At 69.0% G+C, this 23,712-nt stretch carries 22 protein-coding genes; 10 read left to right on the top strand and 12 right to left on the bottom strand.

Annotation, left to right across the window (positions count from 1 at the left end; genetic code table 11):
• Positions 1-51 precede the first annotated feature (51 nt).
• Positions 52-798, top strand: coding sequence for an alpha/beta fold hydrolase (locus ACFSXZ_RS14465; RefSeq protein ID WP_378265362.1), 747 nt, complete (start codon positions 52-54; stop codon positions 796-798).
• On the opposite strand, the gene ACFSXZ_RS14460 is transcribed toward ACFSXZ_RS14465, so the two are convergent.
• The 3 genes from ACFSXZ_RS14460 to ACFSXZ_RS14450 form a co-directional block, all read right to left on the bottom strand.
• The gene (locus ACFSXZ_RS14460; RefSeq protein WP_378265360.1) at positions 795-1,673 is read right to left on the bottom strand and encodes an A/G-specific adenine glycosylase; all 879 of its coding nucleotides are present in this window, start codon (positions 1,671-1,673) and stop codon (positions 795-797) included. The genes ACFSXZ_RS14465 and ACFSXZ_RS14460 overlap by 4 nt on opposite strands.
• Before the next feature lie 16 nt (positions 1,674-1,689).
• Positions 1,690-2,181 carry a beta-class carbonic anhydrase gene (locus ACFSXZ_RS14455; protein ID WP_378265358.1) on the bottom strand — a complete coding sequence of 164 codons (492 nt, stop codon included), beginning with the start codon at positions 2,179-2,181 and terminating at the stop codon, positions 1,690-1,692.
• A 73-nt stretch (positions 2,182-2,254) separates the two neighbouring features.
• Positions 2,255-3,355 carry a LacI family DNA-binding transcriptional regulator gene (locus tag ACFSXZ_RS14450; protein WP_378265356.1) on the bottom strand — a complete coding sequence of 367 codons (1,101 nt, stop codon included), beginning with the start codon at positions 3,353-3,355 and terminating at the stop codon, positions 2,255-2,257.
• A 184-nt stretch (positions 3,356-3,539) separates the two neighbouring features.
• Between ACFSXZ_RS14450 and ACFSXZ_RS14445 the strand changes: the two genes are divergently transcribed.
• From ACFSXZ_RS14445 to ACFSXZ_RS14435, 3 genes are read left to right on the top strand one after another with little or no spacing between them, the layout of a single operon-like run.
• Positions 3,540-4,448 (top strand): metal ABC transporter solute-binding protein, Zn/Mn family, encoded by a 909-nt coding sequence (locus ACFSXZ_RS14445; RefSeq protein WP_378265354.1) that lies wholly within the window; start codon positions 3,540-3,542, stop codon positions 4,446-4,448.
• Between the two features lie 47 nt (positions 4,449-4,495).
• The gene (locus ACFSXZ_RS14440; protein ID WP_378266455.1) at positions 4,496-5,230 is read left to right on the top strand and encodes a metal ABC transporter ATP-binding protein; all 735 of its coding nucleotides are present in this window, start codon (positions 4,496-4,498) and stop codon (positions 5,228-5,230) included.
• Positions 5,231-5,237: 7 nt separating this feature from the next.
• The gene (locus ACFSXZ_RS14435) at positions 5,238-6,119 is read left to right on the top strand and encodes a metal ABC transporter permease (RefSeq protein WP_378266454.1); all 882 of its coding nucleotides are present in this window, start codon (positions 5,238-5,240) and stop codon (positions 6,117-6,119) included.
• On the opposite strand, the gene ACFSXZ_RS14430 is transcribed toward ACFSXZ_RS14435, so the two are convergent.
• Both ACFSXZ_RS14430 and ACFSXZ_RS14425 read right to left on the bottom strand, forming a co-directional pair.
• Complete coding sequence (locus ACFSXZ_RS14430) at positions 6,076-7,383, bottom strand: alginate O-acetyltransferase AlgX-related protein (protein WP_378265352.1); 1,308 nt, start codon at positions 7,381-7,383, stop codon at positions 6,076-6,078. The genes ACFSXZ_RS14435 and ACFSXZ_RS14430 overlap by 44 nt on opposite strands.
• A gap of 92 nt (positions 7,384-7,475) precedes the next feature.
• Positions 7,476-8,681 carry a DUF445 domain-containing protein gene (locus ACFSXZ_RS14425; RefSeq protein ID WP_378265350.1) on the bottom strand — a complete coding sequence of 402 codons (1,206 nt, stop codon included), beginning with the start codon at positions 8,679-8,681 and terminating at the stop codon, positions 7,476-7,478.
• A 290-nt stretch (positions 8,682-8,971) separates the two neighbouring features.
• On the opposite strand from ACFSXZ_RS14425, the gene ACFSXZ_RS14420 reads away from it, so the two are divergent.
• Together ACFSXZ_RS14420 and ACFSXZ_RS14415 are read left to right on the top strand one after the other, a co-directional pair.
• Positions 8,972-10,030 (top strand): hypothetical protein, encoded by a 1,059-nt coding sequence (locus ACFSXZ_RS14420; protein WP_378265348.1) that lies wholly within the window; start codon positions 8,972-8,974, stop codon positions 10,028-10,030.
• 590 nt (positions 10,031-10,620) lie between these two features.
• Positions 10,621-12,273, top strand: coding sequence for an APC family permease (locus tag ACFSXZ_RS14415; protein WP_378265346.1), 1,653 nt, complete (start codon positions 10,621-10,623; stop codon positions 12,271-12,273).
• Between the two features lie 176 nt (positions 12,274-12,449).
• Here ACFSXZ_RS14415 and ACFSXZ_RS14410 read toward each other — a convergent pair whose 3' ends face one another.
• Positions 12,450-13,880, bottom strand: a complete 1,431-nt coding sequence (locus tag ACFSXZ_RS14410) for an MBOAT family O-acyltransferase (RefSeq protein ID WP_378266453.1) — start codon at positions 13,878-13,880, stop codon at positions 12,450-12,452.
• Between the two features lie 72 nt (positions 13,881-13,952).
• On the opposite strand from ACFSXZ_RS14410, the gene ACFSXZ_RS14405 reads away from it, so the two are divergent.
• Both ACFSXZ_RS14405 and ACFSXZ_RS14400 read left to right on the top strand, forming a co-directional pair.
• The gene (locus ACFSXZ_RS14405) at positions 13,953-14,873 is read left to right on the top strand and encodes a hypothetical protein (RefSeq protein WP_378265345.1); all 921 of its coding nucleotides are present in this window, start codon (positions 13,953-13,955) and stop codon (positions 14,871-14,873) included.
• A gap of 974 nt (positions 14,874-15,847) precedes the next feature.
• Positions 15,848-16,510: a Crp/Fnr family transcriptional regulator gene (locus ACFSXZ_RS14400; RefSeq protein WP_378265343.1), complete on the top strand. Its 663-nt coding sequence runs from the start codon at positions 15,848-15,850 to the stop codon at positions 16,508-16,510.
• 17 nt (positions 16,511-16,527) lie between these two features.
• Here ACFSXZ_RS14400 and rlmB read toward each other — a convergent pair whose 3' ends face one another.
• The 6 genes from rlmB to ACFSXZ_RS14370 form a co-directional block, all read right to left on the bottom strand.
• Entirely contained in the window at positions 16,528-17,484 is a 957-nt protein-coding gene (gene rlmB / locus ACFSXZ_RS14395; protein ID WP_378265341.1) for a 23S rRNA (guanosine(2251)-2'-O)-methyltransferase RlmB, read from the bottom strand.
• Between the two features lie 5 nt (positions 17,485-17,489).
• Positions 17,490-18,881: a cysteine--tRNA ligase gene (gene cysS, locus ACFSXZ_RS14390; protein WP_378265339.1), complete on the bottom strand. Its 1,392-nt coding sequence runs from the start codon at positions 18,879-18,881 to the stop codon at positions 17,490-17,492.
• 60 nt (positions 18,882-18,941) lie between these two features.
• The gene (locus tag ACFSXZ_RS14385; protein ID WP_378265337.1) at positions 18,942-19,625 is read right to left on the bottom strand and encodes an HAD family hydrolase; all 684 of its coding nucleotides are present in this window, start codon (positions 19,623-19,625) and stop codon (positions 18,942-18,944) included.
• Between the two features lie 25 nt (positions 19,626-19,650).
• Positions 19,651-20,142, bottom strand: coding sequence for a 2-C-methyl-D-erythritol 2,4-cyclodiphosphate synthase (gene ispF, locus ACFSXZ_RS14380; protein ID WP_378265335.1), 492 nt, complete (start codon positions 20,140-20,142; stop codon positions 19,651-19,653).
• Positions 20,139-20,768, bottom strand: a complete 630-nt coding sequence (locus ACFSXZ_RS14375; protein ID WP_378265333.1) for an IspD/TarI family cytidylyltransferase — start codon at positions 20,766-20,768, stop codon at positions 20,139-20,141. Before ACFSXZ_RS14375 ends, ispF begins: the two co-directional genes overlap by 4 nt.
• A 196-nt stretch (positions 20,769-20,964) precedes the next feature.
• Entirely contained in the window at positions 20,965-21,456 is a 492-nt protein-coding gene (locus ACFSXZ_RS14370; RefSeq protein WP_017985377.1) for a CarD family transcriptional regulator, read from the bottom strand.
• A gap of 275 nt (positions 21,457-21,731) precedes the next feature.
• On the opposite strand from ACFSXZ_RS14370, the gene ACFSXZ_RS14365 reads away from it, so the two are divergent.
• On the top strand, positions 21,732-22,295 hold the full coding sequence (locus ACFSXZ_RS14365; RefSeq protein ID WP_378265331.1) for a hypothetical protein: 564 nt from the start codon (positions 21,732-21,734) through the stop codon (positions 22,293-22,295).
• 40 nt (positions 22,296-22,335) lie between these two features.
• Positions 22,336-23,700 (top strand): DNA repair protein RadA, encoded by a 1,365-nt coding sequence (radA, locus tag ACFSXZ_RS14360; RefSeq protein ID WP_378265329.1) that lies wholly within the window; start codon positions 22,336-22,338, stop codon positions 23,698-23,700.
• Positions 23,701-23,712: the final 12 nt, after the last annotated feature.

The following is a 23,712-nucleotide window of genomic DNA, read 5'->3' as shown; positions in this document are numbered from 1 at the left end:
GTCGGATCGGTAACCAACGACGCAGTTCGTGGTGTCGTCGATAATGAGGCGATGACGGTCGATTTCGGGGGCACCGGACCGCCGATCGTGTTGCTGCACGGTCTGATGGGCCGGGCGCGGACGTGGTGGCGGGTCGCCCGGTGGCTGACGCGTTACGGGCACGTCATCGGCCTCGACGCACGAGGCCACGGGCGTGGTCCTCGCGGTGGCCCGTGGACGACCGAACGGTTCGTCGCGGACGCGGCGGGGCTGGTGGCGTCGCTGGGCGAACCCGCGGTGATGATCGGTCATTCGATGGGCGGCCTGCACGCCTTCGCCCTGGCGGCGACGCATCCAGAGTTGGTCCGCGCCGTCGTCGTCGAAGACATGGCGCCCGATCAGCGGGGCAAGACCGTCGACGCCTGGCGCGGGTACTTCGAGTCCTGGCCGGTGCCCTTCCAGTCGATCGCGCACGTACGCGAGTTCTTCGGTGACACGGGGGACTATTTCGCCGAGTGCGTCACCGAGCGGGAGGACGGGTACCACCTCATCGCCGACCTGGAAGACCTGTACCGGATCGCCGCGGAATGGGGGCGGCGCGACTACTGGTCCTTTGTGGACAATGTGCGGTGCCCGTTGCTGGTGATCGAGGCCGGGTACACCGCGATGCCCCCGGGCCAGCAGGCGGAGATGGCGGCACGCGCCCGCGACGGCCGTCACATCCTCGTCGCCGGCGCTGGTCACGTGGTGCACGACGACGCGCCGGACGAGTACCGGGGTGCCGTCGAAGCGTTCCTCTCCGAGGTCCTGGACCGCTAGCTGTGTTCGCCGGGGAGCGCGAAGCGGCCGTCGGCGGTCTGTTCGGCCAGTCCGTCGGTCAGCAGCGAGGCGAGGCAGCGATCCCGCTGGCCGGCGTCGGGCCACACCACGTCCAGGCGCCGCTTGCTCACCGGCTCTTCCGTGCCGCGCAACACGTCCAGCAGGAGGCCGCGAACCTGCCGATCGGTGCCGGCGTAGCGCTGTACCGCCTTGGCCGGGCCGGCGTAGGCCGGGCGGCCCGCGCGTTGCCAGGCGCATGAGCCGGAAACCGGGCACGCCGCGCAGCGTGGCGTACGCGCCGTGCAGACCAGCGCGCCGAGTTCCATCAGTGCCGCGGAAAACCGGGCCGCGGGCGCTTCGGCCGCCGGCAGCAGCGCTTCGACGTCGGCCATGTCCCGCGTGACCGAGGCGGGGCCCGCGTCACCGGCGCCGTGCACCGCGCGGGCCACCACTCGCCGGACGTTGGTGTCCACCACGGGCACCCGTTTGCCGTAGGCGAAGGCGGCGACGGCACGCGCGGTGTAGGCACCGATCCCCGGCAACGCGAGCAGAGTGTCCACATCGGACGGAACGATGTCGTCGTGGCCGGTCGCGATGGCGGTGGCGGCCTCGTGCAGGCGCAGCGCCCGGCGCGGGTAGCCGAGCTTGCCCCAGGCACGCAGTACCTCGCCCTGACTCGCGGCCGCGAGCGCCGACGGCACCGGCCACCGGCTCATCCACTCGTGCCAGATCGGTTCGACGCGCGCCACCGGCGTCTGCTGCAGCATGATTTCGCTGACCAGCACGCCCCACGCGGTGCAGTCGGCACGTCGCCACGGCAGATCGCGGGCGCGCTCGTCGAACCAGTCGATCAGGATCCCGGCGTCGATGGGCACCCGAACACTGTAGAACTCAGAGCACCTCGGTCAGTTCCCCGGTCTTCACGTCGTAGACGAAACCGCGCACGTTGTCCTTGTGCAGCAGGAAATCGCTGCGCCTGACCCGCTGCATCGAACGGCGCACGCTGTCCGAAACCTCCCGGAACGCCTCGACCGCCCAGGTCGGCCGCAGGCCGGTCGCGTCCTCCAGTTCGTCCTTGAAGTCGTCCTCGGTGACCAGCGACAGGCCGCAGTTGGTGTGCTGCACGATCATCACTTCCTGGGTGCCGAGCTTGCGCTGGCTCAGCGCCAGTGAACGGATCATGTCGTCGGTGACCACGCCGCCGGCGTTCCGCAGGATGTGCGCCTCGCCCTGGATGAGCCCGAAGATCTCGAAGACCCGGATCCGGGCGTCCATACAGGTGAGGATGGTGATCTGGAGCGAAGGCCGGGGCGAGGACCGGTCGCCCGGAAGGGTGTCTTCGGCATCGTGGTAGCGCTTGAGCAGAACGTCCGTGGCGGTCATGTGTTTCATTGGACCCGCCCGCCATCACAACCGCAATGACGGACCTCACGTGATCTTGACGCGGACTCGTCGGTCACGGGCCGAACCAGTGCTCCTCCATCGTGCGAGGCGGCGCGGACGTGCCGCGGATGCGCAGTTCCGTGGCGAGCGTGATCACCCGCGCGTTCACGTGATCGGCCGAGGCGAGCAGCAGTTTCCCCGCCTCCCGGCCCTTTTCCAGTACCGGCTGGTGCACCGTGGTCAGCCCGGCCCGGTCGGCCTCGGCGATCCCGTCGAAGCCGGTCACGGTCAGTTCGCCCGGGACGCGCAGCCCGCGGCGGTCGGCCTCGGCGAGCGCGCCGAGCGCGAGAATGTCCGACGTGCAGATCACCGCGGTGACCTGGGGATAGGCGTCCAGGAGCTGCCGGGCGGCGGAAGCCCCGTCGTCGACGGTGTGCTCGAAGCGCTCCACGACCGGCACGTCAGACCATTCGACGCCGGCCTTCCCGAAGGCGGCCGCGAGCGCCTCCAGCCGGGTCTTCTGCACGTGGAAGTGCGCGCTGCGCTGGCGTTCCACCGGAACGAAGCCGTCGTTGCGATCGCGGCCGAGCCGCATGCACAACACGCCGACCTTCCGGTGCCCGAGACCCACCAGGTGTTCGGCGAGCTGCGTGATGGCGGCCGCGTCGTCCGGGCCGACGCGGTCCACGCCCTCGATCCGGGGCTGGTCGATGATCACCGTCGGCACCGGCCGGGCCATCACGGCGGCCAGGTGGGGGTCGTCGTCGGGGACCGAGTACACGACGAAACCGTCGACGCCGGCCCGGTGGACCGCGGCGACGTCCTCCCGGCCGGGGCTCGCGGGGACCAGGTGCAGTCCCACCCCGGCGTCCTCGCAGGCCAGCGCGAGTCCTTCGAGCACGCCGATGGCCGCGGGATCGCGGAAGGCGTAGGAGAGGTTCTCGGTGAGGAGGAGACCGACCGCACCGGCCTTACGCGTCCGCAGTGAGCGGGCGACCGGGTCGGGACCGGGGTAGCCGAGGCGGCGCGCTGTTTCCAGCACGCGGCGCCGGAGTTCCGGGGACAGCTGGTCGGGCCGGTTGTAGGCATTGGACACCGTGGTTCGTGACACGCCGAGTTCCGCGGCGAGCGACGCCAGTGTCGCCTGTCGCCTCATGCGCATAGGACGCCCCATAGGGGAACCGTAACGGTTCAGATCGAATTGCAGAAGACGAAGGTCGTCCGCCTCACCGCCACATGGCGTTCAGGCGGCGGTAACCGAGCTCGCGTTCGCGTCACCCGTTAGGGTAAAGTGAAGTCGACAATCGTTTCCAATAAGGCCGCGATCGGCCTGACCTGGCAGTTCGGGAGTAGCCGAGATGATTCCGCGTATGCCCGCCGTGGTCGCCGTCGCGACCGTCGTCGCACTGGGCATCACGGCATGTGGCGGTTCTAACACTCATGGTGATTCACCGGGGGCGGGGGGAAAGATCGCCGTCGTCGCGTCCACCGACGTGTGGGGCGCCGTCGCCTCCGCGGTCGGCGGTGACCAGGTGGCGGTCACCTCGATCCTCCACGACCCGTCGGCCGACCCACATTCCTACGAGACGACCCCGTCCGACGTGCTCGCGTTCACGCGCGCCCAGCTCGCTCTCGGCAACGGTGGCGGCTACGACGACTTCTTCACCAAGCTCTCCGAACAGGCGCCCAACACGCGCAAGCTCGTCGCCTACGACATCGCCCGCGACGCCGGGGCGACCGACGACAACGAGCACGTCTGGTACAGCTTCACGGCCGTCGAAAAGGTCGCCGATTCCCTCGTCGGCCAGCTCGGCACGCTCAGGCCGGAGGCCGCGCAGACCTTCACCGCCAACGCGAACGCCTTCAAGGCGAAGGTCGAAGCACTCGCCGCCGACACGGCGCGGATCGGCGACGCGCATCCGGGGACCAAGGTGCTCGTCACCGAACCGGTGCCGCATTACCTGATCCAGACGGCGAAACTCACCGACGCCACCCCGGAAGCGTTCTCCACGGCCGTCGAGAACGAGACCGACGTGCCGGCGGCCGCGCTGGCCGAGGTCAACCGGCTCATCTCGGCGAAGGAGGTCAAGGCGGTGCTGAACAACGACCAGACCGTCACCCCGACGACAACCCAGGTCGTCGGAACGGCGACGAAGGCCGGGGTACCCGTGGTGGGCGTCACAGAGACCCTTCCCAAGGGCGCCGTGGATTACATTTCGTGGATGACCGGCCAAGTGAAAGCCCTGGCAGGAGCGGTCGGCTCGTGAAGACGGCGGTGGAGATTTCGCGCGCGAGTCTCGGATTCGGCTCCCGCATGCTGTGGTCCGGGCTCGACCTTTCGGTCGCGCCGGGCGAGTTCGTCGCGGTCCTCGGCCCGAACGGTTCGGGCAAGACCAGCCTGCTGAAAGTGTTGCTGGGCTTGCAGAATCTGTCCTCGGGAACGGCCAGGATCGTCAGTGGGCGCCCGCCCGGCTACGTGCCGCAACAGCGGGCCATGCAGGAGGCGACGACCCTGCGCGGCGTGGACCTGGTCGGGCTGGGGCTCGACGGACACCGCTGGGGTACCGGTCTGAGCAGGTTCCGGCGGCGACGCCGGCGGGTGGCCGCCGCGATCGCGGCGGTGGGCGCCGAGTCCTACGCCAAGGCCCCGGTGGGCACGCTTTCCGGCGGTGAGCAACAGCGACTGCGGGTGGCGCAGGCGCTGGTCGGCGAGCCGGACGTGCTGCTGTGCGACGAACCGCTCCTCTCGCTCGACATCGCGCATCAGCGGGCGGTCAGCGAACTCATCGACCGCCGTCGCCGCGAAGCGGGCACCGCCGTGCTGTTCGTCACTCACGAGATCAACCCCGTGCTGCCCTATGTGGACCGCGTGCTCTATCTCGTCGACGGCCGGTTCCGGATCGGCACGCCCGAGAAGGTGATGACCTCCGAGGCGCTGTCCGAGCTGTACCGCACGACGGTCGAGGTGATCCGGGTCGGCGGCCAGATCCATGTCGCGGGGGCCCGCAGCGCGCTGTGCGAGGACGAACCCCACCACGTCGCGTCGTGAGGTGAGTATGGACAAGATCTTCGACTTCGGCCAGACCTGGCAGCTGCTGGGCTTCCCGTTCGTCATCACCGCGCTGCTCGCGGCGGGAGTACTCGGCCTGGTGGCCGGCGTCCTCGGCCCGCTCGTGGTCATGCGGCGGATGTCCTTCGCCGTGCACGGTACTTCGGAGCTGGCCTTCACCGGTGCCGCCGCCGCGCTGCTGGTGGGCGTCGGCGTCGAGTTCGGCGCGCTGGCCGGCGCGGTGATCGCGGCGCTGCTGCTCGGTCTGCTCGGTGGGCGCGAGTCCGAACGTGATTCGGTGATCGGCGCCATCCTGTCGTTCGGACTGGGCCTCGGGGTCCTGCTGCTGTGGTTCTACCCGGGCCGCACGGTGAACAAGTTCGGCATCCTGGTCGGCCAGATCGTGTCCGTCCAGCCGACCAACCTTCTCGTGCTCGTCGTGGCCGCCGTCGTGGTGCTGCTGATCGTGGCGGCGATCTACCGGCCGTTGCTGTTCGCCGGCGTCGACCCGCACGTCGCGGCGGCCCGCGGAGTGCCGTCCCGGCTGCTGTCCGTGGTGTTCGCCGTCCTGGTCGGCGTCGCCACCGCGCTCGGCGTGCAGATCGTGGGCGCGCTGCTCGTGGTCGCGCTGATGGTGACCCCGGCCGCGGCGGCCACCCGGCTGACCGCGAGCCCGTGGCGGGCGACGCTGCTGTCCGTGGCGTTCGCGGAAATCGCGGCACTGGGCGGAATCGTGCTCTCCCTCGCGCCCGGCGCACCGGTGAGCGCGTTCGTCACCGCGATTTCGTTCCTGATCTACCTGATCGCCCGGTTGATCACCTATCGCCGAGACCGGGTGCGACGGGTCACCGCAGCGGATGTTGCGCCAGTTTCGCCCGTAGCGAGTTGAGCAGACCCTCGTCGAAGAACGGCAGGTAGCCGCCGGAGACGCTGCGTTCCACCGTTTCCAGCACCACCACGTCGGAGTTGACGAACTCGTCGATCGCCTGCGCCTGGCTGGTTTTGTTGGTGTAGAAGGCGAGCATCGTCAGGTTGGAGAAGGCACCGGTCAGATAGCGCGAGGACGCCATCGTGAAGGAGTCCCCGTAGACCAGGGTCTTCTTGCCCACCATGCCGGTCAGGGGCGGGCCGTTGCTGACCACCGGCGTGTCGATCTCGCTGATCTTGCCCGCGCGGTCGGTGATCCCGTCGGGGCGGAGGTCGTAGACCACGTTGGTCTTGTCGCCGTGCTTGCCCAGCAGAGGCGGCAGGTCGGCCGAGACGGTGTAGCTGCCCACCGGGCCCCATTTCCAGGTCTGGGTGACACCGGGTTCGACGGCGTTGGCCGTCGCGGCGGCCATCACCAGGCCGCCCTCGTCGGTCCAGTGGGTGTCGTTCGGGTGATAGACGGGATGACCCAGCTGGCGCTCCGCCTCCTGCAGCGCGGCACGGAGGTCCACCGCTCCGGCGCCGTCGACCTGTGCCCAGAGCGGGGCCTCGGCGGCCTGCTGGCAGTCCTTGCCCGGATAACTCGCGGGCAGGAACTGCGGCACCATGGTCGACTTGTCGGGCGGCACCACCCAGACGAACTTCCGGCCCGAACTCTGCACGATGTCGCGCAGTTCCTTGATCCGGGCGATCGTCTCCGTGAGCTGGCGGGACGGCGCGCACTTCGCCTCGGCGTCGATGCCGTAATAGAGCCAGCCGTTGCTGCCCTCGATGACCTGGCGGTACCCGGCCTGGTCCAGCGGCCCCGTGCCCCCGTTGACGGGCGCGGGTTCACCGCCCGCCGGCGGAGGACTGCCGGGCAGCGGGCCGGAATTGGTCGAGCCACTCTGGTCGTGCGGCGCGGACTCGCCGAAGACCGTCTCACTGATGCCGTCCGCGGCCTGGATCGCCGCGGCGCGGAAGGTGAGCTGATCGGTGGCCCAGCTGGGCAGGCCGGTGAAGAACGCCCAGCCGTCGCCCAGGCTGGGGAAACCGGCGAGGCGGTGATTTTCGATCTCACCGGGCCGGGCACCGAACACCCACATCAGAGTCGGCGTCGCGAAGAACACCACCGCGCAGATCAACGCGGTCAGCTGCCTGCCGCCGTGCCGTGGGCGGTGCAACGCGTGTTCCCGGGGGAGCCAGGCTTCGTGTACGGCGGGAAGCTGCGGGGGTTCTTGCGCCACCCGGCCACGGTATCCGGTCGGCCGATCACGTGTGGGGAAAGCCGGTGTTCGCACCGGTTTCCGGCACGACCACTCGGGCCGGCGGTGTGTCGTCAGTGCAGCATGAGCACGACCTGGAGCTCACCGACGAGGAAACCGATCACCGCGCCGACCGTGATGAGCTTCCATTCTTCCTGCCGGAAGGCCGGTCGCAGCAGTCCTTCGTACTCGAGCGGGGTGAGCGCGAGCATGCGCTGTTCCACCATGTTCGCCACATCCATCGCCTCGGTCAGGTAGCCCTCGGCAGGCCGCAGCGTGCTGGGCAACCGTTCCAGCGCGCGGACCGCGGCGGCGTCCTTGATCTCGCGCATCCGCGCCGAGCCGATCGTCGCCGCGACGACCGGCCTGACCAGCGGCTGCTCGACGGTGTCCTCCAGGGTCTTGGTCACCGCCCGGCGGATCAGCGCGACCAGCCGGTCCGAGCGTGGCCCGCGGAGGATGCCCTGCACCAGGTTCGGCACCGTGAGCACCTCGTGCGCCACGAGATCGGCGTACTGCCGGGCCACTTCGGCGTGCCTGCGCTGGAACTTCCCGTGCAGGGTGAACCGGGCGAGGCGCACCGGCTCGCGTGGCACGAAGATCAGCTTGATCGCCAGCCAGTCGGTGAGCAGGCCGATGCCACCGCCGAACAAGGGCAGCACCAACGGGTTCCGGGTGAGCGCCCACACCGCGGTCTGCACCAGCCCGAGCGTGAACCCGAAGTAGATGCCGCACCGGGCGATGAAGGCCATTTCCGGCCGGGAGGTCTCGCGGATCAGCCGGACCAGCAGAGCCGGGTCGCGGGTGAGGTTCTGCACGGTGGTGTGCTTGACGTCGAGGACCGAACTCAGATTGCCGCGGATGTCGGCCATCAGTTCGCGCACCAGGCGCGGAGCCCCGGCCTGCAACTGCTTGATGACGAGCTCGCGCGCCATCGCCGGCAGCGCCTCCCACAGCGCCGGGTGACATTCGGCGAGTACGTCGCGGGTGATCTCGTCGATGGCCCGCAGCAACGGTTGCTCGATTTCGCGAGTGATCCGGTCCGGGTCGACGCGCGCGAAGATCTCGTCGAGATCGAGCAGGTTGGCGGTGAGCAGATCGGTCGCGATCGCCGCCATCCGGCCGCCGTGCCGGGGGACCACGCCCTGCCAGCCGAGGTGCAGACCACGGATGCCCCGGAACTCCAGCGGCCGGAACATCATCTCGATCGCGACCCGCTTGGTGACGTAGCCGATCAGCGCGGCGACGAACGGGATCGCGACGTAGAGCAACAGGTCCACGCTGGGGACAATACGGGGCGGGGCGGACGTGCCGGAGGTGAAGTACCCGCAGCTCACCCACGATGCCGCCGATGACCGCCCGCTCCGGGGCCGGTCTCCCTCGGTCCTCGCCACACCAGGCTCGGGCCAGTCGACGGTGAGCCGAGGTTCTTGTAGGCTTGCCAACGCGGTCATGCCCTGTAGGAACACAGCGTGAACAACCGAATGGCGGTATGGAAAGCGCTGCGGAGACCTACTAAGGTCGCCGCATGCCTCCAGCCCAGACGCCCATTCAATCCATGGAGCCTTCCGTGGGTGCTCCTCAGTTCCCCTTGGTCTTCCGCGGTTACGACCGCCCGCCCGTCGACGAACGGCTTTCCCAGCTGTCCTCGGAGCTCAAAGAACTGAGCGCCAGCCGCGACGACGCGCTGTCCTCTGTTTCCGAGCTCTCCAAGGCACTCTCCTACGCGCAGCAGGAGCTGTCGGAGGCGAAGGCCGCGCTGTCCCGCATGGCGACGGACCCGAACTCCGCGGCCACGATGACCGAGCGCGTGCGCACCATGATGCAGCTCGCCGAGGAGGAGATCGCCGAACTTCGCGCCCGCGCCGAAGAGCAGGGGGCGCAGATCCGCGCCGAGGCCGAGAAGTACGACCTCGACACCCGCAAGGCGACCGACAAATGGGTCGCCGACCGTGAGGCGGAGATCGAGCAGCGGCGCTCCGAACTCGAGGCGGAGTACCAGGACCTCACCGCGAGGCTCAGGGCCGAGCACGACGACCTGATGGCCCAGGCGCGCGGCGAGATCGAGCGGCTCGACAGTGAGGCCGAGCAGGAGCGGAACCGGCTCGACAGCGAGGCCGCCGAACGCCGTGCCGCGGCGGAGAAGGCGACCAACGACTCGCTCGCGCAGAAGACCGCCGAGGTCGACGAGGCGCTCGCGCGGAAGACCGCCGAGACCACCGAGGCGCTGGAGCGGAAGGTCACCGAGACCGAGAACGCGCTGGCCAAGAAGGTTTCCGAGACCGAGGACTCGCTCGCCAGGAAGGTGTCGGAGACCGAGGACTCGCTCGCGAGGAAGGTTTCCGAGACCGAAGAATCCCTTGCCACCCAGGTTTCGGAGACCGAGGAACGGCTCGCCGCGCAGACCGGCGAGGCGGAGGAGCGGGCGACTCGCCTGGTGACCGACGCCGAACGTCAGCTGGCGGAAGCCGAGCACGCCCGGACGCAGGCCTTCGAGTTCCGCCGCGAGGTCACCGAACGCCTCACCGCCACGAACACCGCGCTTCAAGAGGCGCTCAAGCACATGGTGCCCGCCGCCGCGGCCGCGGAGGAGGAGACCATGCCGGCCCCCGAAGAGGTTTCGGCCTGACGAGGGCCCCGCGCGAAACGTTCTGTGCCCGCCCGTCCGAGGCGGGCACACACCGCGGAGGCAACATCTCGAGATCGCGCCCCGGTGCCCTGTGCACCGGGGCGCGTGGTCTGTAAACGTTTTCCGGCTCCGGAACTCCAGACACCGAAGCCGTCGTTTTCCAGCGATCCGTGATCATCCTGTCGCGGATCGTTACTGTCCATAGTGGACTTCATTCCCGGGCGTGCGCGTGGCAGGCCCGCCACGCCTGGGGCCCGGCGGGCCGCGTGAAACGCATGGTTCATACCTCTTCGTCTCGCGGCCTACTTCGATCGCAGACAACGGACAAATTACACGATCGTGTTGATATCGGATAAAAATGCCCGTTCACTCGGTTCCCGGAAATGCGCACGTCAGAGCGGTGGAGTTCCCGGATCGGGCCTCATTCGATCTGATGAAACCGTTCCGTTACATTCCGCTCATTCCCGCCCACCCCGAAGTTCGACATCATTGCGCGCTATGGTTCGCGTCATTCGTGTGGTTGATCGTTGCTACCGCAACCGTGCCGCGCGGGGCGCGAAATAGGGAGCAACTCGGAAATCGGGGTTTTGATGGATACGTCAGTCGAGACGACAAAATCGGACTCGCGCCGGCTACAAAGGTCGATCGGCTTCTACGGCCTGATGTTCGTGTCGCTCGGGTCGATCATCGGCTCGGGCTGGCTGCTGGGCGCGCTCAAGGCGGCCAAGGTCGCGGGCCCGGCGTCGGTCCTCTCGTGGGTGCTGACCGCGGTGATCATGGCGACGCTCGCGCTGGTGCACGCCGAACTCGGTGCCGCCTACCCGGTGGCCGGTGGTACGGCGCGGTTCCCGCGGATCGCGTTCGGCGCGCTCGCGGGCTTCGCCGGGGGCTGGGTCGCCTGGCTGCAGGCGGTCGCGCTCGCGCCGGTCGAGGTCGAGGCCAGCCTGGAGTACCTGGACAACATCTCGTGGGTCAAGGACAACCTGAACCTGCTCCACGCCGACGACACGCTGACCGTGAGCGGCTTCGGCTGGGCCACGCTGCTGATGGCGGTGTTCACGTTCATCAACCTCGTCGGCGTGAAGCTGCTGTCGGAGAGCAACTCGGCCACGGTCATCTGGAAGACGGCCGTGCCGGTGCTGACCATCGGCGTGCTGCTGTCCCTGCGGTTCCACCCGGGCAACTTCAGTGCCGGTGGCGGCTTCGCCCCGTCCGGGGCCCACGGTGTGTTCGCCGCGCTCCCGGTCGGTGTGGTCTTCGCCCTCCAGGGCTTCGAGCAAGCCGTGCAGGTCGGAGGTGAGGCGCGAGATCCGCAGCGTGACCTCTCGCGCGCGATCCTCGTCGCGATGATCATCGGCACGATCGTCTACCTGGGCCTGGAAATCGCCTTCATCGGAGCGCTCGACCCGTCGAGCATCGCGCACGACTGGTCGAACCCGATCGAGAAGGGCGCCTTCGGGCCGTACGCGACCCTGGCGACGCTGGCAGGCGCGGCCTGGCTGTCCTACATCCTCTACGCCGACGCGTTCGTTTCGCCCGCCGGCACCGGCCTGCTCTACCTCGGCACCTCGGCGCGTCTCGCCTACGCACTCGGCAGGGACAAGCAGATGCCGAAGGGGCTGGGCAAGCTGAGCCTCCGGGGTGTCCCGGTGTGGTCGATCGTGCTGTCGTTCGTGGTCGGTGAGATCTCGTTCCTGCCGTTCCCGAGCTGGCAGTCTCTGGTCAGCGTGATCACGTCGGCGACCGCGATCATGTACGCGTTCGCGCCGGTCTCGCTGATCGCGCTGCGCCGGCGCGACCCGGACCGCCCGCGTCCGTACCGCACGCCCGCGCCGCAGGTGCTGGCTCCGGCCGGGTTCGTCGCCGCGAACCTGATCATCTACTGGAGCGGCTTCGACATCACCTGGAAGATCGTCGTCACCATGGTCCTGGGCCTGATCGTGCTCTTCGTCACCCGGGCCACCGAATCGAAGTCCGACCGGCCGAAGCTCTCGCCGCGCAACGCGCTGTGGATCGTGCCGTGGCTGGCGGGCAACGTGCTGATCGGCTATCTCGGCCGCTACGGCGAGAGCGGGAACATCAACCTCCTGCCGGAGTGGGTCGACCTCGGCGTGGTGGTCGTGTTCAACCTCGTGATCTTCTACTGGGCCGTCACCCAGGCCATGCGGACCGAAGAGGTCCACGAGGCGATCGAGGCCGAGCGCACCGAACTGGAGGTTTCGGAAGCGGTTCTGGAGCCGTAACCGGCACCACTGACAAAGGGTGCGGGCTCGTCGAGCCCGCACCCTTTGTCGTGCCCTTTACCACTGAATCGGATCGCTTTTGCCTGGCCGGTCATCTTCTTTGACGGATCGGAGGGGAATCCCTCACGAGCAATTCGTGACGTGTCCGTTATCCGGTCCTCGGCCGGACGGAAGACTCAGAACTGGTAATAGAGAAACGGGCTGAAGGTGCCGTTGGCCACCAGAATCGCGGCGTAGGCCAGGCCGGCGGTCATCACGCCGACGCGCAGGCTGGTGGCCGGACGGCTTCGGGAGGACTCCAGGAGCGGGCCGGTCACCGGATGCGCGGGCAGGAACACCACGGCGAGCGCGGCGAGCAGGATCACCAGGCGTTGATGGGTCAGCGCCGCGCCGACCACGTCGGTGAGACCCGAGAAGTCCGGCAGGAACATGTGGCCGATCATGGTCAGCGCGTGCCCGATGTCGGAGGACTTGAAGAACACCCAGCCGAACACGACGAGGACCAGGGTCAGCGCCCGCCGCGCGATCCGTGGGACGCGGCCCTGCGGGGTCTCGTCGAGGGCGAACGCGCGCTCGATGATCAGCAGCGCGCCGTGATAACAGCCCCACACCAGGAAAGTCCAGTTCGCGCCGTGCCACAGACCGGTCAGCACGAACACGACGCACAGGTTGCGGTAGGTCTTCGCGGCGCCGGACCGGTTGCCGCCCAAGGGGATGTAGACGTAGTCGCGGAACCAGCGGGACAACGACATGTGCCATCGCCGCCAGAACTCGGTGACCGTGACCGACGAGTACGGGCGAGCGAAGTTCTCCGGCAGCCGGAAGCCCAGCATCCGGCCCAGGCCGATGGCCATGTCGGAGTAGCCGGAGAAGTCGAAGAACAGCTGAAGCGTGTACCCGACCGCGCCGAGCCAGGCGATGCCGAAGGTCATGTTGTTCGCCGAGGTGGCGAAACAGGCCTCGACCATCGGGCTCAGCGAGTCGGCGATGATCGTCTTCTTGCACAGGCCGAGCGCGAACCGGGGGAAGCCGGCGGCGATGTCGTCGAGCCGGTGCGAGCGGTGTTGCGGGAGCTGGTCGGCGATTTCGCGGTAGCGCACGATCGGCCCGGCCACCAACTGCGGGAACATCGCGATGTAGGTGATGAACGACACCGGGTTCCGCAGCGCCGGGCGCTCGCCGCGGTAGATGTCCACCACATAGGAAATGTGGTGGAAGGTGAAGAACGAGATGCCGATCGGCAACGCCAGGCGCAGGACCGGGAAGTCCCCACCGAAGACCTTCGCGAGGAAGTCGAGTTGCTGGGTGGCGAAGCCGGCGTACTTCCAGACCAGCAGGATCGCGACGTCGAAGCAGATCACGCCGATCAGCAGCGGCCGCCGGGTGGTGGGGCTGCCCCAGCGTTGTGGCTCGAGCACCGTTCCGGCCACGAAGTTGACCACCATGCAGGCGAGGAGCAGGAACGTGAACGCGCCCGCGCCGCAGGCGTAGAAGACCAGACTGCCCACCGCCACCACGCCGTTGCGCCAGCTTCGTGGTAGAACCAGCACCGCGACGAGCAGTGCGGGCAGGAAGTACCACAGAAACAGTGGCGAGACGAACGACATCGGTGTGATGGCCCCCCGTGTTACGGACAAGCGTGCTGACCTTAGCCTGACGCCCCCGTTAGCCTGAAGACGATGCCGACACTGGTGGACGAACTCAAGCGCCTGCGCCGGGGCCGGGGTGTGCTCGCTCCGAACATCGAGGTCCTGGCCGGGCCGAGGCTGCGTCTGCTGTGCAACATCGCCGAACATGACGAGCCCGCCGTCGTGCGGCGCAAGCTCGGCCGGCGTCTCGGCGAACTGGCCACGCGGCTCCCCGGCGACCTCGGTCTGGCGCTCACCGCGGCGCTGGCGATCCACCCCGAGGCCCGCCACGCGCTGCTCAAGGAGCGGATGAACTGGTTGGCCGCGCATCTCGGCCGTGACGAGCGCACGGCGCGCAGGCGCGCCGACGAGGCCTGTGCGCTGCTCGCCGAAGCCGCCGGGGAAAGCGTTCCCGACGACGGTTGGTACGTGGCCTCCTTCGATGCCTTGGTGCGCCTGGATTCGCTGTCGCCGGTGGTACAGGAGCGGCGCAGGATCATCGCGACCAGGGACGGCGTCGACGAGATCATCCCGTCGGTGAGCGTGCCCCGGCATCCCGCCGACCGGACGACCGCGCACGAACTCGGCGTTTCGGTGCTCTACGGCGGACGGCTCGTGCGGCGGGAACATCCGTCGGAAAGCCATTTCCGCTTCGCCATCGCGCTGCCCACCTCGCTGAGCGCGGGGCAGGCCCACGACTACGGAATCGAAATGCGGATTCCGCCCGGGCAGCCGATGCGGCCGCACTACGTGCTCGTGCCCTACCGGCGCAGCGACCGGTTCGAGGTGCGCGTCCGGTTCGACCCGGCGCGCGTGCCGGGGTCGATTTGGCTGGTCGCCGGGGTTCCCATGCGCGTGGTGGATGACGGCCGTCCGTGCGGGGAGCTTCTGACGGCCGACGCGGCCGGCGAAGTCCGTTGGGAGTTCCGGAATCTGACGCAGGGGCTCGGCTACGGCGTCCAGTGGCGCTGACAGACCCTCTGCGAATCGCGAGTTACCTGGGCAAAGTAACCGGCTGGGCGCGTTCACAGCAAGCACTGAGACACGAACAGCCGCCTTCCCCGCGCCGGTCGCGGCGCTGGGAAGACGGCCGTCCGCCCCCTCACGACGGTGGGACCGGCGACACCCAAGCCTGCCCCACCGCCCCCTCTAGGCGGCCGTGGCCACCGGAGGCGATCACCACGGCAACGTCGTCAACACAGCGAAGGCATGTGGTTCCACGCCGGCGCCTCCTCTCCCCGGTATCCGTCCTCGACGGGGACGAGCTTTCCGGGAAACCGCCGTGGTTTCCGTGTCAACTGACACAGTCCGCCCGATCAGGTCATGTCTTCCTCACCGAGTCCGGATCCTTCGCGAGCATGGCGACCACCTCCGGTCCCGGCCGCCCCCACGACGGCCGGGACCGGTGCGGCCGGCTCGACGGGCACGGCGCCTGAAGACCGGCCACCGGCCGTGGGGTGTCGCCACGTCGACCAGTCTTGGACGGTGTTCATGCCTGATCCATCTGCCCCTGCCGCGTTCACCTGTTCGGCCCTGCGTCCGGCCGCGTCCGGCGGTCAACTGGTCAAAAAGTGGCCAGTATCGTTGCGATGATTGTCCACTACGGGAGTCCTCTGGAGCGTCAATCGCGGGTTCGCCCAGCGGCGCTTGCCGTCGTAGGACCTCCGCGTTCCGAATTCCGGTTCCGGGTGCGGCTCGTGAGCCAGAGCCGGATCAGTGGGGCACACGGGGTGGGCCACGGCGGTCACGGCTCCGCGAATATTCCCGGTCGGCGGCCGAGTCCGTTCCGTTGGAACCGTCCCCGCACGTGCATGCTGCTCCTCGATCGGCCTGAGGGCCGTGGCGCACGGGTGTCCGGAAGCGGTGGTGATGTCCGGACCTGCTACCCCGTCCGGCATTTTGTCCATACCATCGTCAGAAGGAACGCCGGTGGGAGAGGGGCCGCTATGGCTTCCACGGATTTCTGGGGAATGCTGGACCCGACGCAGCGGGAAGTGATCCGTGCCGCCGCGCTCGTGCGCCGGTTCCGCTCGGGGACCGTGCTGATGAGCGAGGGAGACCGGGCGCGTTCGGTGCTGGTGATCGTGTCGGGCTGGGCGAAGGTCACGACGGCCGGACCGGGCGGGCACGAGGCAGTACTCAACGTCTGTGGACCCGGCGACATCATCGGCGAAATCGCGGCGATGGACGGTGGCCCACGCTCCGGCGCGGTCATCGCGGTCGACGTCGTGACCGCGCTCTACCTGACCGCCGAGCAGTTCAGCCGTCTGCTGCGCGGGCACCCCGGCATCGCGACCGTCGTCTCCCGGGTCATCACCGGCCGGCTGCGGGCGGCCGACGCGCGGCGGCGCCAGTTCGCCGACCGGACCACGGCGGGCCGGATCGTCGAACTGCTGGCCGATCTCGCCGACCGTTATGGAGTGACCACGTCGGACGGTGTGGTGGTGGCGCTGCGGATCAGCCAGCAGGACATCGCCGGCATGGTGGCCGCCTCGCGCGAGGCGGCCGCGCGTACCCTCCGGGCGCTCCGCGAAGCGGGCGTGATCAGCACCGCACGCCGGCGCCTGACCATCCACCGCCCGGAAGCGCTCCGCACCTTCGCCGACTGACCGGGCGCGTGCCGGGCTCAGACCCGCCCGGCGATACGGCGGCGGCGCGCGACCTCGGCGAGCAGGACGGCGGCGGCCACGGACGCGTTGAGCGACTCGACTCCGGCGGCCATCGGGATGGAGACGGTGACGTCACAGGTTTCCCGGACCAGCCGGGACAGCCCCCGTCCCTCGGAGCCGACCACCACGACCAGCGGATCGGCCGCGAGGTCCAGACCGTCGATGTCGACGCTCCCGTCGGCGTCCAGCCCGGCGATCATCAGTCCTTCGCTCGCCCACGCCTTGAGCTGACGGGTGAGGTTCGTGGCGACCGCGATGGGGAGCTTCGCCGCGGTCCCGGCGCTCGTCCGCCACGCCACGGCCGTGATGCCCGCGCTGCGTCGCGCGGGCAGCAGCACTCCGTGCGCGCCGAACGCCGCCGCCGACCGCACCACCGCGCCCAGGTTCCGCGGATCGGTCACCCCGTCCAGCGCGACCAGCAGCGGCGGCTCACCCGAGTCACGCGCGAGCGCCATCAGGTCATCGGGGTGCGCGTACTCGAACGGCGGCACCTGAAGCCCGAGGCCCTGGTGCACGGCGCGGTTGGTCTTGCGATCAAGCTCCTCGCGCGGGATTTCCAGCACCGAGATGCCCTTGTCCGCGGCCAGGCGCACCGCTTCGGTGACGCGGTCGTCGGCGTCGATGTTGAGCGCGACGAACAACGTCGTGCCCGGCACGCCGGCGCGCAGGGCCTCGACCACCGGGTTGCGTCCGGCGATCACTTCGGGCCCTTCGGGCTTGCGGTCACGGCCTTGTGCCGCCTTCGCGGCGGCCGCGGCGCGCCGCTGGGCCGGATGGCCGGGACGCATCTCCGCGCGCGGAGTCGGCCCCTTGCCTTCCAGGCCCCGGCGGCGCTGGCCGCCGGAACCGACGACGGCACCCTTCTTCGAACCTGTGTTGCGCACCGCGCCCCGGCGCCGGGAGTTGCCAGCCATGAGAATCAAACGTCCTTTACAGTCCACAATGGACCGTCGGGGGTGTCTTCGACGGTGATGCCGGCCTCGAGCAGACGATCGCGCACCGCGTCCGCGCGCGCGAAGTCACGTGCCGCCCGGGCCTCTTGGCGCTCGGTGAGCATGTCGTCCACCAGTTTCTCCAGCGCCTGCCGGGTGGGGGTACCCGAATCGGAGGACTCCGCCCACTCGGGGGCCAGCGGATCGAGCCCGAGCACGCCCATCATCGCGCGCACCGAACCGGCCGCGGACCGGGCCTCGGCGTCGTTGCCGTTGTCGAAGGCGGCGTTGCCCTCGCGCACCACGGCGTGCACCGCGGCGATCGCGGCCGGGGTGGCGAGGTCGTCGTCCATCGCTTCGACGAACGGAGCGCTCAGTCTGCCGGGCGTGACCGGTCCGGTCCGGCCGGTCACGCGCCGCAGGAACTGCTCGATCCGCCGGTAGCCCTGGGCCGCTTCGGAAAGCGCGGCGTCGGAGTACTCGATGGTCGAGCGGTAGTGCGGCTGGATCAGGTAGTAACGCAGGTGGGCCGCCCGGTGCCGCTCGAGCATGTGCTCGATCGACACGACGTTGCCCAGCGACTTCGACATCTTCTCGCCGGACAGCGTCACCCAGGCGTTGTGCAGCCAGTACCGGGCGAACGGGTCGCCGGCCGCCTGGGACTGGGCGCGCTCGTTCTCGTGGTGCGGGAAGACCAGATCCACCCCACCGCCATGGATGTCGAACTCGGCGCCGAGATAGGCGGTCGCCATCGCGGAGCATTCCAGATGCCAGCCCGGCCGGCCCTGCCCCCACGGCGTCGGCCAGGACGGCTCACCGGGTTTGGCGCTCTTCCACAGCGTGAAGTCACGCGGATCCCGCTTGCCTTCGCCCAGCGTCTCGCCCTGCTGGACCTCGTCGAGTCGCTGGCGGGAAAGCTCGCCGTAGCCCGGAAAGGTTTTCACCGCGAAATAAACGTCGCCACCGGAGGCGTAGGCATGACCGGAGTCGATCAGCCGCCCCATCAGTTCGACCATCTGTGTCACGTGCCCGGTCGCGCGCGGCGCTATCGACGGGGGCAGGCAGCCCAGCACGGCATAGGCGTCCTCGAACGCTCGCTCGTGCTGGAACGCCCACTCCCACCAGGGATAATCCGCGTCGGCGGCCTTGGTCAGGATCTTGTCGTCGATGTCGGTGACATTGCGCACCAGCCGGACTTCGAGTCCATTGTGGATCAGCCAGCGGCGCAGGACGTCGTAGTTCAGCGCGCCTCGCACATGCCCGATGTGCGGCACTCCCTGCACGGTGGCCCCACAGACGTACATGGACGCCATTCCGCTCCGGACGGGGTGAAATTCCCGCACGCTCCTGGTCGCGGTGTCGTAAAGGTGAAGGGCCACCCTGAAATGGTAGAGGCTGGCCCCCGGCACCGGGCGGGCCGCCCGGTTTCCCCCTTATTCTCAGAGGACCCCGTGCTCGCGAAGCGCGGTGAGCAGGCCGTCCGGACGCTGGTGTGTCGGCAGCGGCTCGACCAGTGCGAAGGGGCAACCGAGCGCCCGCGCGCCTCCGTCGGCCTCCTCGCTGTCACCGACCATCAATGTGTTCTCCGGCGGGACGCCCAGCCGGTCCAGCAGCGTTTCGAAGATCACCGGATCCGGCTTGATGGCCCCTTCCTCGAAGGAGAGCACGAATTCGTCGACGTGCTCGGCCAAACCGCGACTCGAGAAGGCGGGCCGGATGTCGAAAGCGATGTTGCTCAGCACGCCCACTTTCAGTCCCTTGCCGGACACGCTTTTCAGCACGGCTTCGGTGTCGGGATAAGGCGTCCATTCATGGGGATCGATCAGCCTGGAGTAGAGCGTGTGCGCGTGCTTGGCGGGCAGCCCGGAGCGTTGCAGGACCTCGAGGTAGATCTTGCGGTGCAGTCCGGGATCGAGGTCGCGGTTGTCCCAGGCGTACTGGTACTCCTCTGAAAGTTGCACGACCTGACCGGTGGGGGCGGTCATCCGCCGCACGATTTCGGTCTGCGCCTCCACATCGAAGGCGACCCCGTCTTCGTCGGTGAAATCGGCAAGCCAACTCGCGTCCTGCTCCAGCCGGAACACCGTGCCGGAGAAGTCGAACATCACGGCCTGAATCGTCACAGGACCAGGCTAGCCGGGCGGAAGGTCAGGCGGGCCCGACATGTGATGTAGCCGTCGCGGGAAGTAGCAGCGCGCTCGCCACCGCCGCCACGCCCTCGCCACGCCCGGTCAGCCCGAGTCCGTCGGTGGTCGTGCCGCTGACGCTGACCGGGCCGCCCGCCGCCTCGCTCAGCACCTCCTGCGCCTCCGCACGGCGGGTTCCGATTCGTGGCGCGTTCCCGATGACCTGCACCGAAGCGTTGCCGAGCCGCCACCCCGCCGCTTCGATCAGGCGCCGAACCTCGGCCAGGAACGCCGGGCCGTGTGCTCCGGCCCAGCGCGGGTCGCTGGTCCCGAAGACCGCGCCGAGGTCGCCGAGCCCGGCCGCGGACAGCATGGCGTCACACAGCGCGTGGGTGGCCACGTCACCGTCCGAATGGCCCGCGCAACCCGGCACACCCTCCCAGAACAGGCCGGCGATCCAGCATTCGCGCCCGTCCTCGACGGGATGCACGTCGGTCCCTGTGCCGATCCTCACGCTCGTCCGCTCTCCTCGTCTCGTTCCTCGCGCAGCAACGCCTCGGCCACCGCAGCGTCGAAGGGTGTCTCGAGCCTGATCGCGTTCGGATGCCCGGGGACCGGGAGGACGGTACCCGGCGGGGAGGACAACGGGTCGAGTCCCGCGTCGCAGGCTTCTCGCAGCACCTTGGCGGCGAAGCCCAACGGGGTCTGGAGGATGCGAAGCCGGGTGCGGTCTTCGGTTGCGGCGATGACGCCGTCGGGGCCGACGAGTTTCACCGTGTCGGTCACGGGTAACACGGGAGCGACTGCCTCCGCCCCTTGGCAGACCGCCTGGATCACGGCTTCGATCGTGGCCGGTGGGACGAAAGCACGTGCGGCGTCGTGCACCAGAAAAACGTCGCAGCTTGCGGCCGCCTCGAAGGCCAGCCGGACCGACTCGGCACGAGTCGCACCGGCCGGGAGCAGCAGGCACCCGCTCACCGTCCGTACGAGCGGCTCGGCGGTGGGTGGTGCCGCGACGACAACGCGGTCGATGTGATCGGATAGCCCAAAACCGCGAAGGGCATGCGTGAGCAGTGCCTCTCCGCGGATTCGAACGTCCACCGCCGTGGTGTCGGCGATGAGTAGAGCGGCCACCTTCATGCCGGACGACCTGACGCGCGTATCGCTGCACACCGCGCGTTGGGACGATTACGTTTCGTTCCCGTCATATGACCGTGTTCCACCGCCACGGGGGCTTCCCGCGACCCCGCATGAACGGCGGACGTGGCCATACTTTCCGGCATCGGCGTGCACGTGGTCTTTTTCACCCCGGGCACGCGACTTCTCGGAACGGGCCCTACACCGTCGCGGTCTCCAGCACCTCGTCGAGCAGTGTCTCGGCTTTACCCTCGTCGGTTCCCTCGGCGAGGGCGAGCTCGCTCACCAGGATCTGCCGGGCTTTGGCCAGCATCCGCTTCTCGCCAGCGGAAAGGCCTCGATCCTTCTCGCGCCGCCAAAGGTCGCGCACCACTTCGGCCACCTTGTTCACGTCACCCGACGCGAGCTTTTCCAGGTTGGCCTTGTACCGTCGAGACCAGTTCGTGGGCTCTTCGGTGTGCGGCGCCCGCAGCACGTCGAAAACGCGGTTCAGACCATCCTGGCCTACGACATCCCGCACGCCGACGATCTCGGCGTTGTCGGCGGGCACGCGAACCGTGAGATCCCCTTGCGCGACCTTGAGGACGAGGTACTGTTTCTCCTCGCCCTTGATCACCCGGGTCTCGATGGCTTCGATGAGTGCGGCACCGTGGTGCGGGTAGACGACGGTCTCTCCGACCTTGAAAACCATGTGTCCTCTGCCCCTTTCGCTGGCTCCATATTACCACGCCGGTCCTGACCCCACCTAGCGGGCCGCGATCGTCCTCGCAGGTCAGGGCCGTATTGCGGGCCAGTCGGGGGGTTGACAAACCAACCGGCGGCGTGCTCATGCAGGTGGTCCACCGGTTGATCAAGAATCCATTGTGGACGGTCGTGGGGGTGTGGATCGGCACCGGTTCCGCCACCCCGCGTGGCTCCGGCTAGTCTGCCCACTGGTAGTGCGGGTTCTAGGAGGGACTGAAGACCGTGAAACGTCGTGTGCTCGGCTCGGCCGTGCTCGGCCTCGGGGCCGCCCTGATGCTCGCGGGCTGCGGCGCGGGCCAGATCACCCAGACCGACACCATGCTGCCTGCGGTCAACGGCGCGCTCGGACAGGCGGGGCAGATCGCCGTCCGCAACGCGAGCCTGGCCAACAACGACAAGTGCGAGCAGGCCTACACCGCCGGCTCCGACGCACCGCTCAAGCTGACCATCGCCAACAGCGGCCCGAAGGACGACGACCTGGTCTCGGTCACCTCGCCGAACGCCGCCGGGAGCACCATCGGGGGCCAGAAGACCGTCGTCGCCGGCAGCACCCTCGTGGTCGGTCCCGCCGCGGGTACCGGCGTCACCCAGGCCGCGGATAACAAGATCGGGCACGCTTCGGTGACCCTCCAGGGGCTGAAGTCGGTCGTGTGGCCCGGCCAGTTGATGCCGGTTACGTTCGTCTTCCGCGACGCCGGGCCGGTCACGCTCAACCTGCCCATCGCGTCCCCGTCGAAACCGCTTTCGTGCGCCTCCGCCGCCCGGCCCGCCGGTGCGGGCGGCTGACCCGGCCGAAACTGTCGGTGGGTGCCGCTAGCTTGCCGTAGTGGCCAAGAAGGGGATCAGCTACCGCTGCGGCGAGTGCGGGTACGAGGCGGCCAAATGGGTCGGCCGCTGTCCCGAATGCCAGGCGTGGGGCACGCTCGAGGAGCGCGGCGACGCCCGGCCGGTGATAGCCAGGGTCGCCGCCGGGGCGCCCAGTGCGCCGGCCCGGCCGATCGCGCAGGTCGACCTGGAGTCGGCGCAGGCAAGGCGCACCGGCGTGCCCGAACTGGATCGCGTGCTCGGGGGCGGGCTCGTACCGGGCGCGGTCGTGCTGCTCGCGGGTGAGCCGGGTGTGGGCAAGTCCACGCTGCTGCTGGAAGTCGCCTACCGCTGGGCGGCACGTGATGGCGTGTCGGCCCCGTCCTTGTATGTCACCGGGGAAGAGTCGGCGGGGCAGGTCCGGTTGCGTGCCGAGCGCACCGGAAACCTGCACGACGGCATGTTCCTGGCCGCGGAGAGCGATCTCGCGGCCGTGATCGGGCACGTCGACGCCGTCAAACCGGGCATCCTCATCGTGGACTCGGTGCAGACGATGTCCTCGCCCCAGGCCGAAGGGGCACCTGGCGGGGTCACCCAGGTGCGGGCGGTCACCGCCGGACTGGTCGCGTTGGCCAAGGAACGTGGGCTGCCGGTGGTTCTGGTGGGGCATGTCACCAAGGACGGTTCGGTGGCGGGCCCGCGCGTGCTGGAGCACCTGGTCGATGTCGTGCTGCAGTTCGAGGGAGACCGGCATTCCACCCTGCGGATGGTGCGCGGCGTGAAGAACCGGTTCGGCCCCGCCGACGAGATCGGCTGTTTCGAACTGCGCGACGACGGCATCATCGGCGTTCCCGATCCGTCGGGGCTGTTCCTGAACCGGCATGCCGAGGCCGTTCCCGGCACCGCGATCACGGTAACCGTGGAGGGCAAGCGGCCGCTGCTGTGCGAAGTGCAGGCGCTCGTGGCGGAGAGCAGCCTGCCGCAGCCGCGGCGGGCGGTCAGCGGACTGGACTCGGCGCGGGTCGGGATGGTGCTCGCGGTGCTGGAGAAACGCGGCGGAATCAAGTTCGGCAAGCAGGACGTGTTCACGGCCACCGTCGGCGGCATGAAGGTGACCGAGCCCGCGATCGACCTCGCGGTCGTGCTGGCGATCGCGTCCTCCTCGGACGACGTGGCGCTCTCGCCCCGCTTGGTCGCGCTCGGCGAGGTCGGGCTGGCGGGGGAGATCCGGCGCGTGACCGGCGTCGGGCGCCGGCTCGCCGAGGCCGTGCGCCTCGGCTTCACCCACGCGATCGTGCCGCCGGATCCCGGCAAACTTCCCGACGGTATCCGCGTCCTCGAGGTGGCCAACGTCGCCGAAGCCCTCAACGCCGCCCACCACGCCTGAGCCTCCTCCAAA

Source organism: Amycolatopsis pigmentata, from assembly GCF_042684065.1.
Classification (GTDB): domain Bacteria; phylum Actinomycetota; class Actinomycetes; order Mycobacteriales; family Pseudonocardiaceae; genus Amycolatopsis_E; species Amycolatopsis_E pigmentata.
The sequence above is the reverse complement of the archived record's forward strand: the minus strand, read 5'-3'. Positions and strand labels throughout refer to the sequence as shown.

Excerpts from the sequence above, each read along its gene's own strand:
- ACFSXZ_RS14465 (WP_378265362.1), top strand. The coding sequence starts at position 52 with ATGACGGTCGATTTCGGGGGCACCGGACCGCCGATCGTGTTGCTGCAC.
- ACFSXZ_RS14455 (WP_378265358.1), bottom strand. The coding sequence starts at position 2,181 with ATGACCGCCACGGACGTTCTGCTCAAGCGCTACCACGATGCCGAAGAC.
- ACFSXZ_RS14450 (WP_378265356.1), bottom strand. The coding sequence starts at position 3,355 with ATGGGGCGTCCTATGCGCATGAGGCGACAGGCGACACTGGCGTCGCTC.
- ACFSXZ_RS14445 (WP_378265354.1), top strand. The coding sequence starts at position 3,540 with ATGATTCCGCGTATGCCCGCCGTGGTCGCCGTCGCGACCGTCGTCGCA.
- ACFSXZ_RS14440 (WP_378266455.1), top strand. The coding sequence starts at position 4,496 with ATGCTGTGGTCCGGGCTCGACCTTTCGGTCGCGCCGGGCGAGTTCGTC.
- ACFSXZ_RS14435 (WP_378266454.1), top strand. The coding sequence starts at position 5,238 with ATGGACAAGATCTTCGACTTCGGCCAGACCTGGCAGCTGCTGGGCTTC.
- ACFSXZ_RS14415 (WP_378265346.1), top strand. The coding sequence starts at position 10,621 with ATGGATACGTCAGTCGAGACGACAAAATCGGACTCGCGCCGGCTACAA.
- ACFSXZ_RS14410 (WP_378266453.1), bottom strand. The coding sequence starts at position 13,880 with ATGTCGTTCGTCTCGCCACTGTTTCTGTGGTACTTCCTGCCCGCACTG.
- ACFSXZ_RS14405 (WP_378265345.1), top strand. The coding sequence starts at position 13,953 with ATGCCGACACTGGTGGACGAACTCAAGCGCCTGCGCCGGGGCCGGGGT.
- ACFSXZ_RS14400 (WP_378265343.1), top strand. The coding sequence starts at position 15,848 with ATGGCTTCCACGGATTTCTGGGGAATGCTGGACCCGACGCAGCGGGAA.
- rlmB (WP_378265341.1), bottom strand. The coding sequence starts at position 17,484 with ATGGCTGGCAACTCCCGGCGCCGGGGCGCGGTGCGCAACACAGGTTCG.
- ACFSXZ_RS14375 (WP_378265333.1), bottom strand. The coding sequence starts at position 20,768 with ATGAAGGTGGCCGCTCTACTCATCGCCGACACCACGGCGGTGGACGTT.
- ACFSXZ_RS14370 (WP_017985377.1), bottom strand. The coding sequence starts at position 21,456 with ATGGTTTTCAAGGTCGGAGAGACCGTCGTCTACCCGCACCACGGTGCC.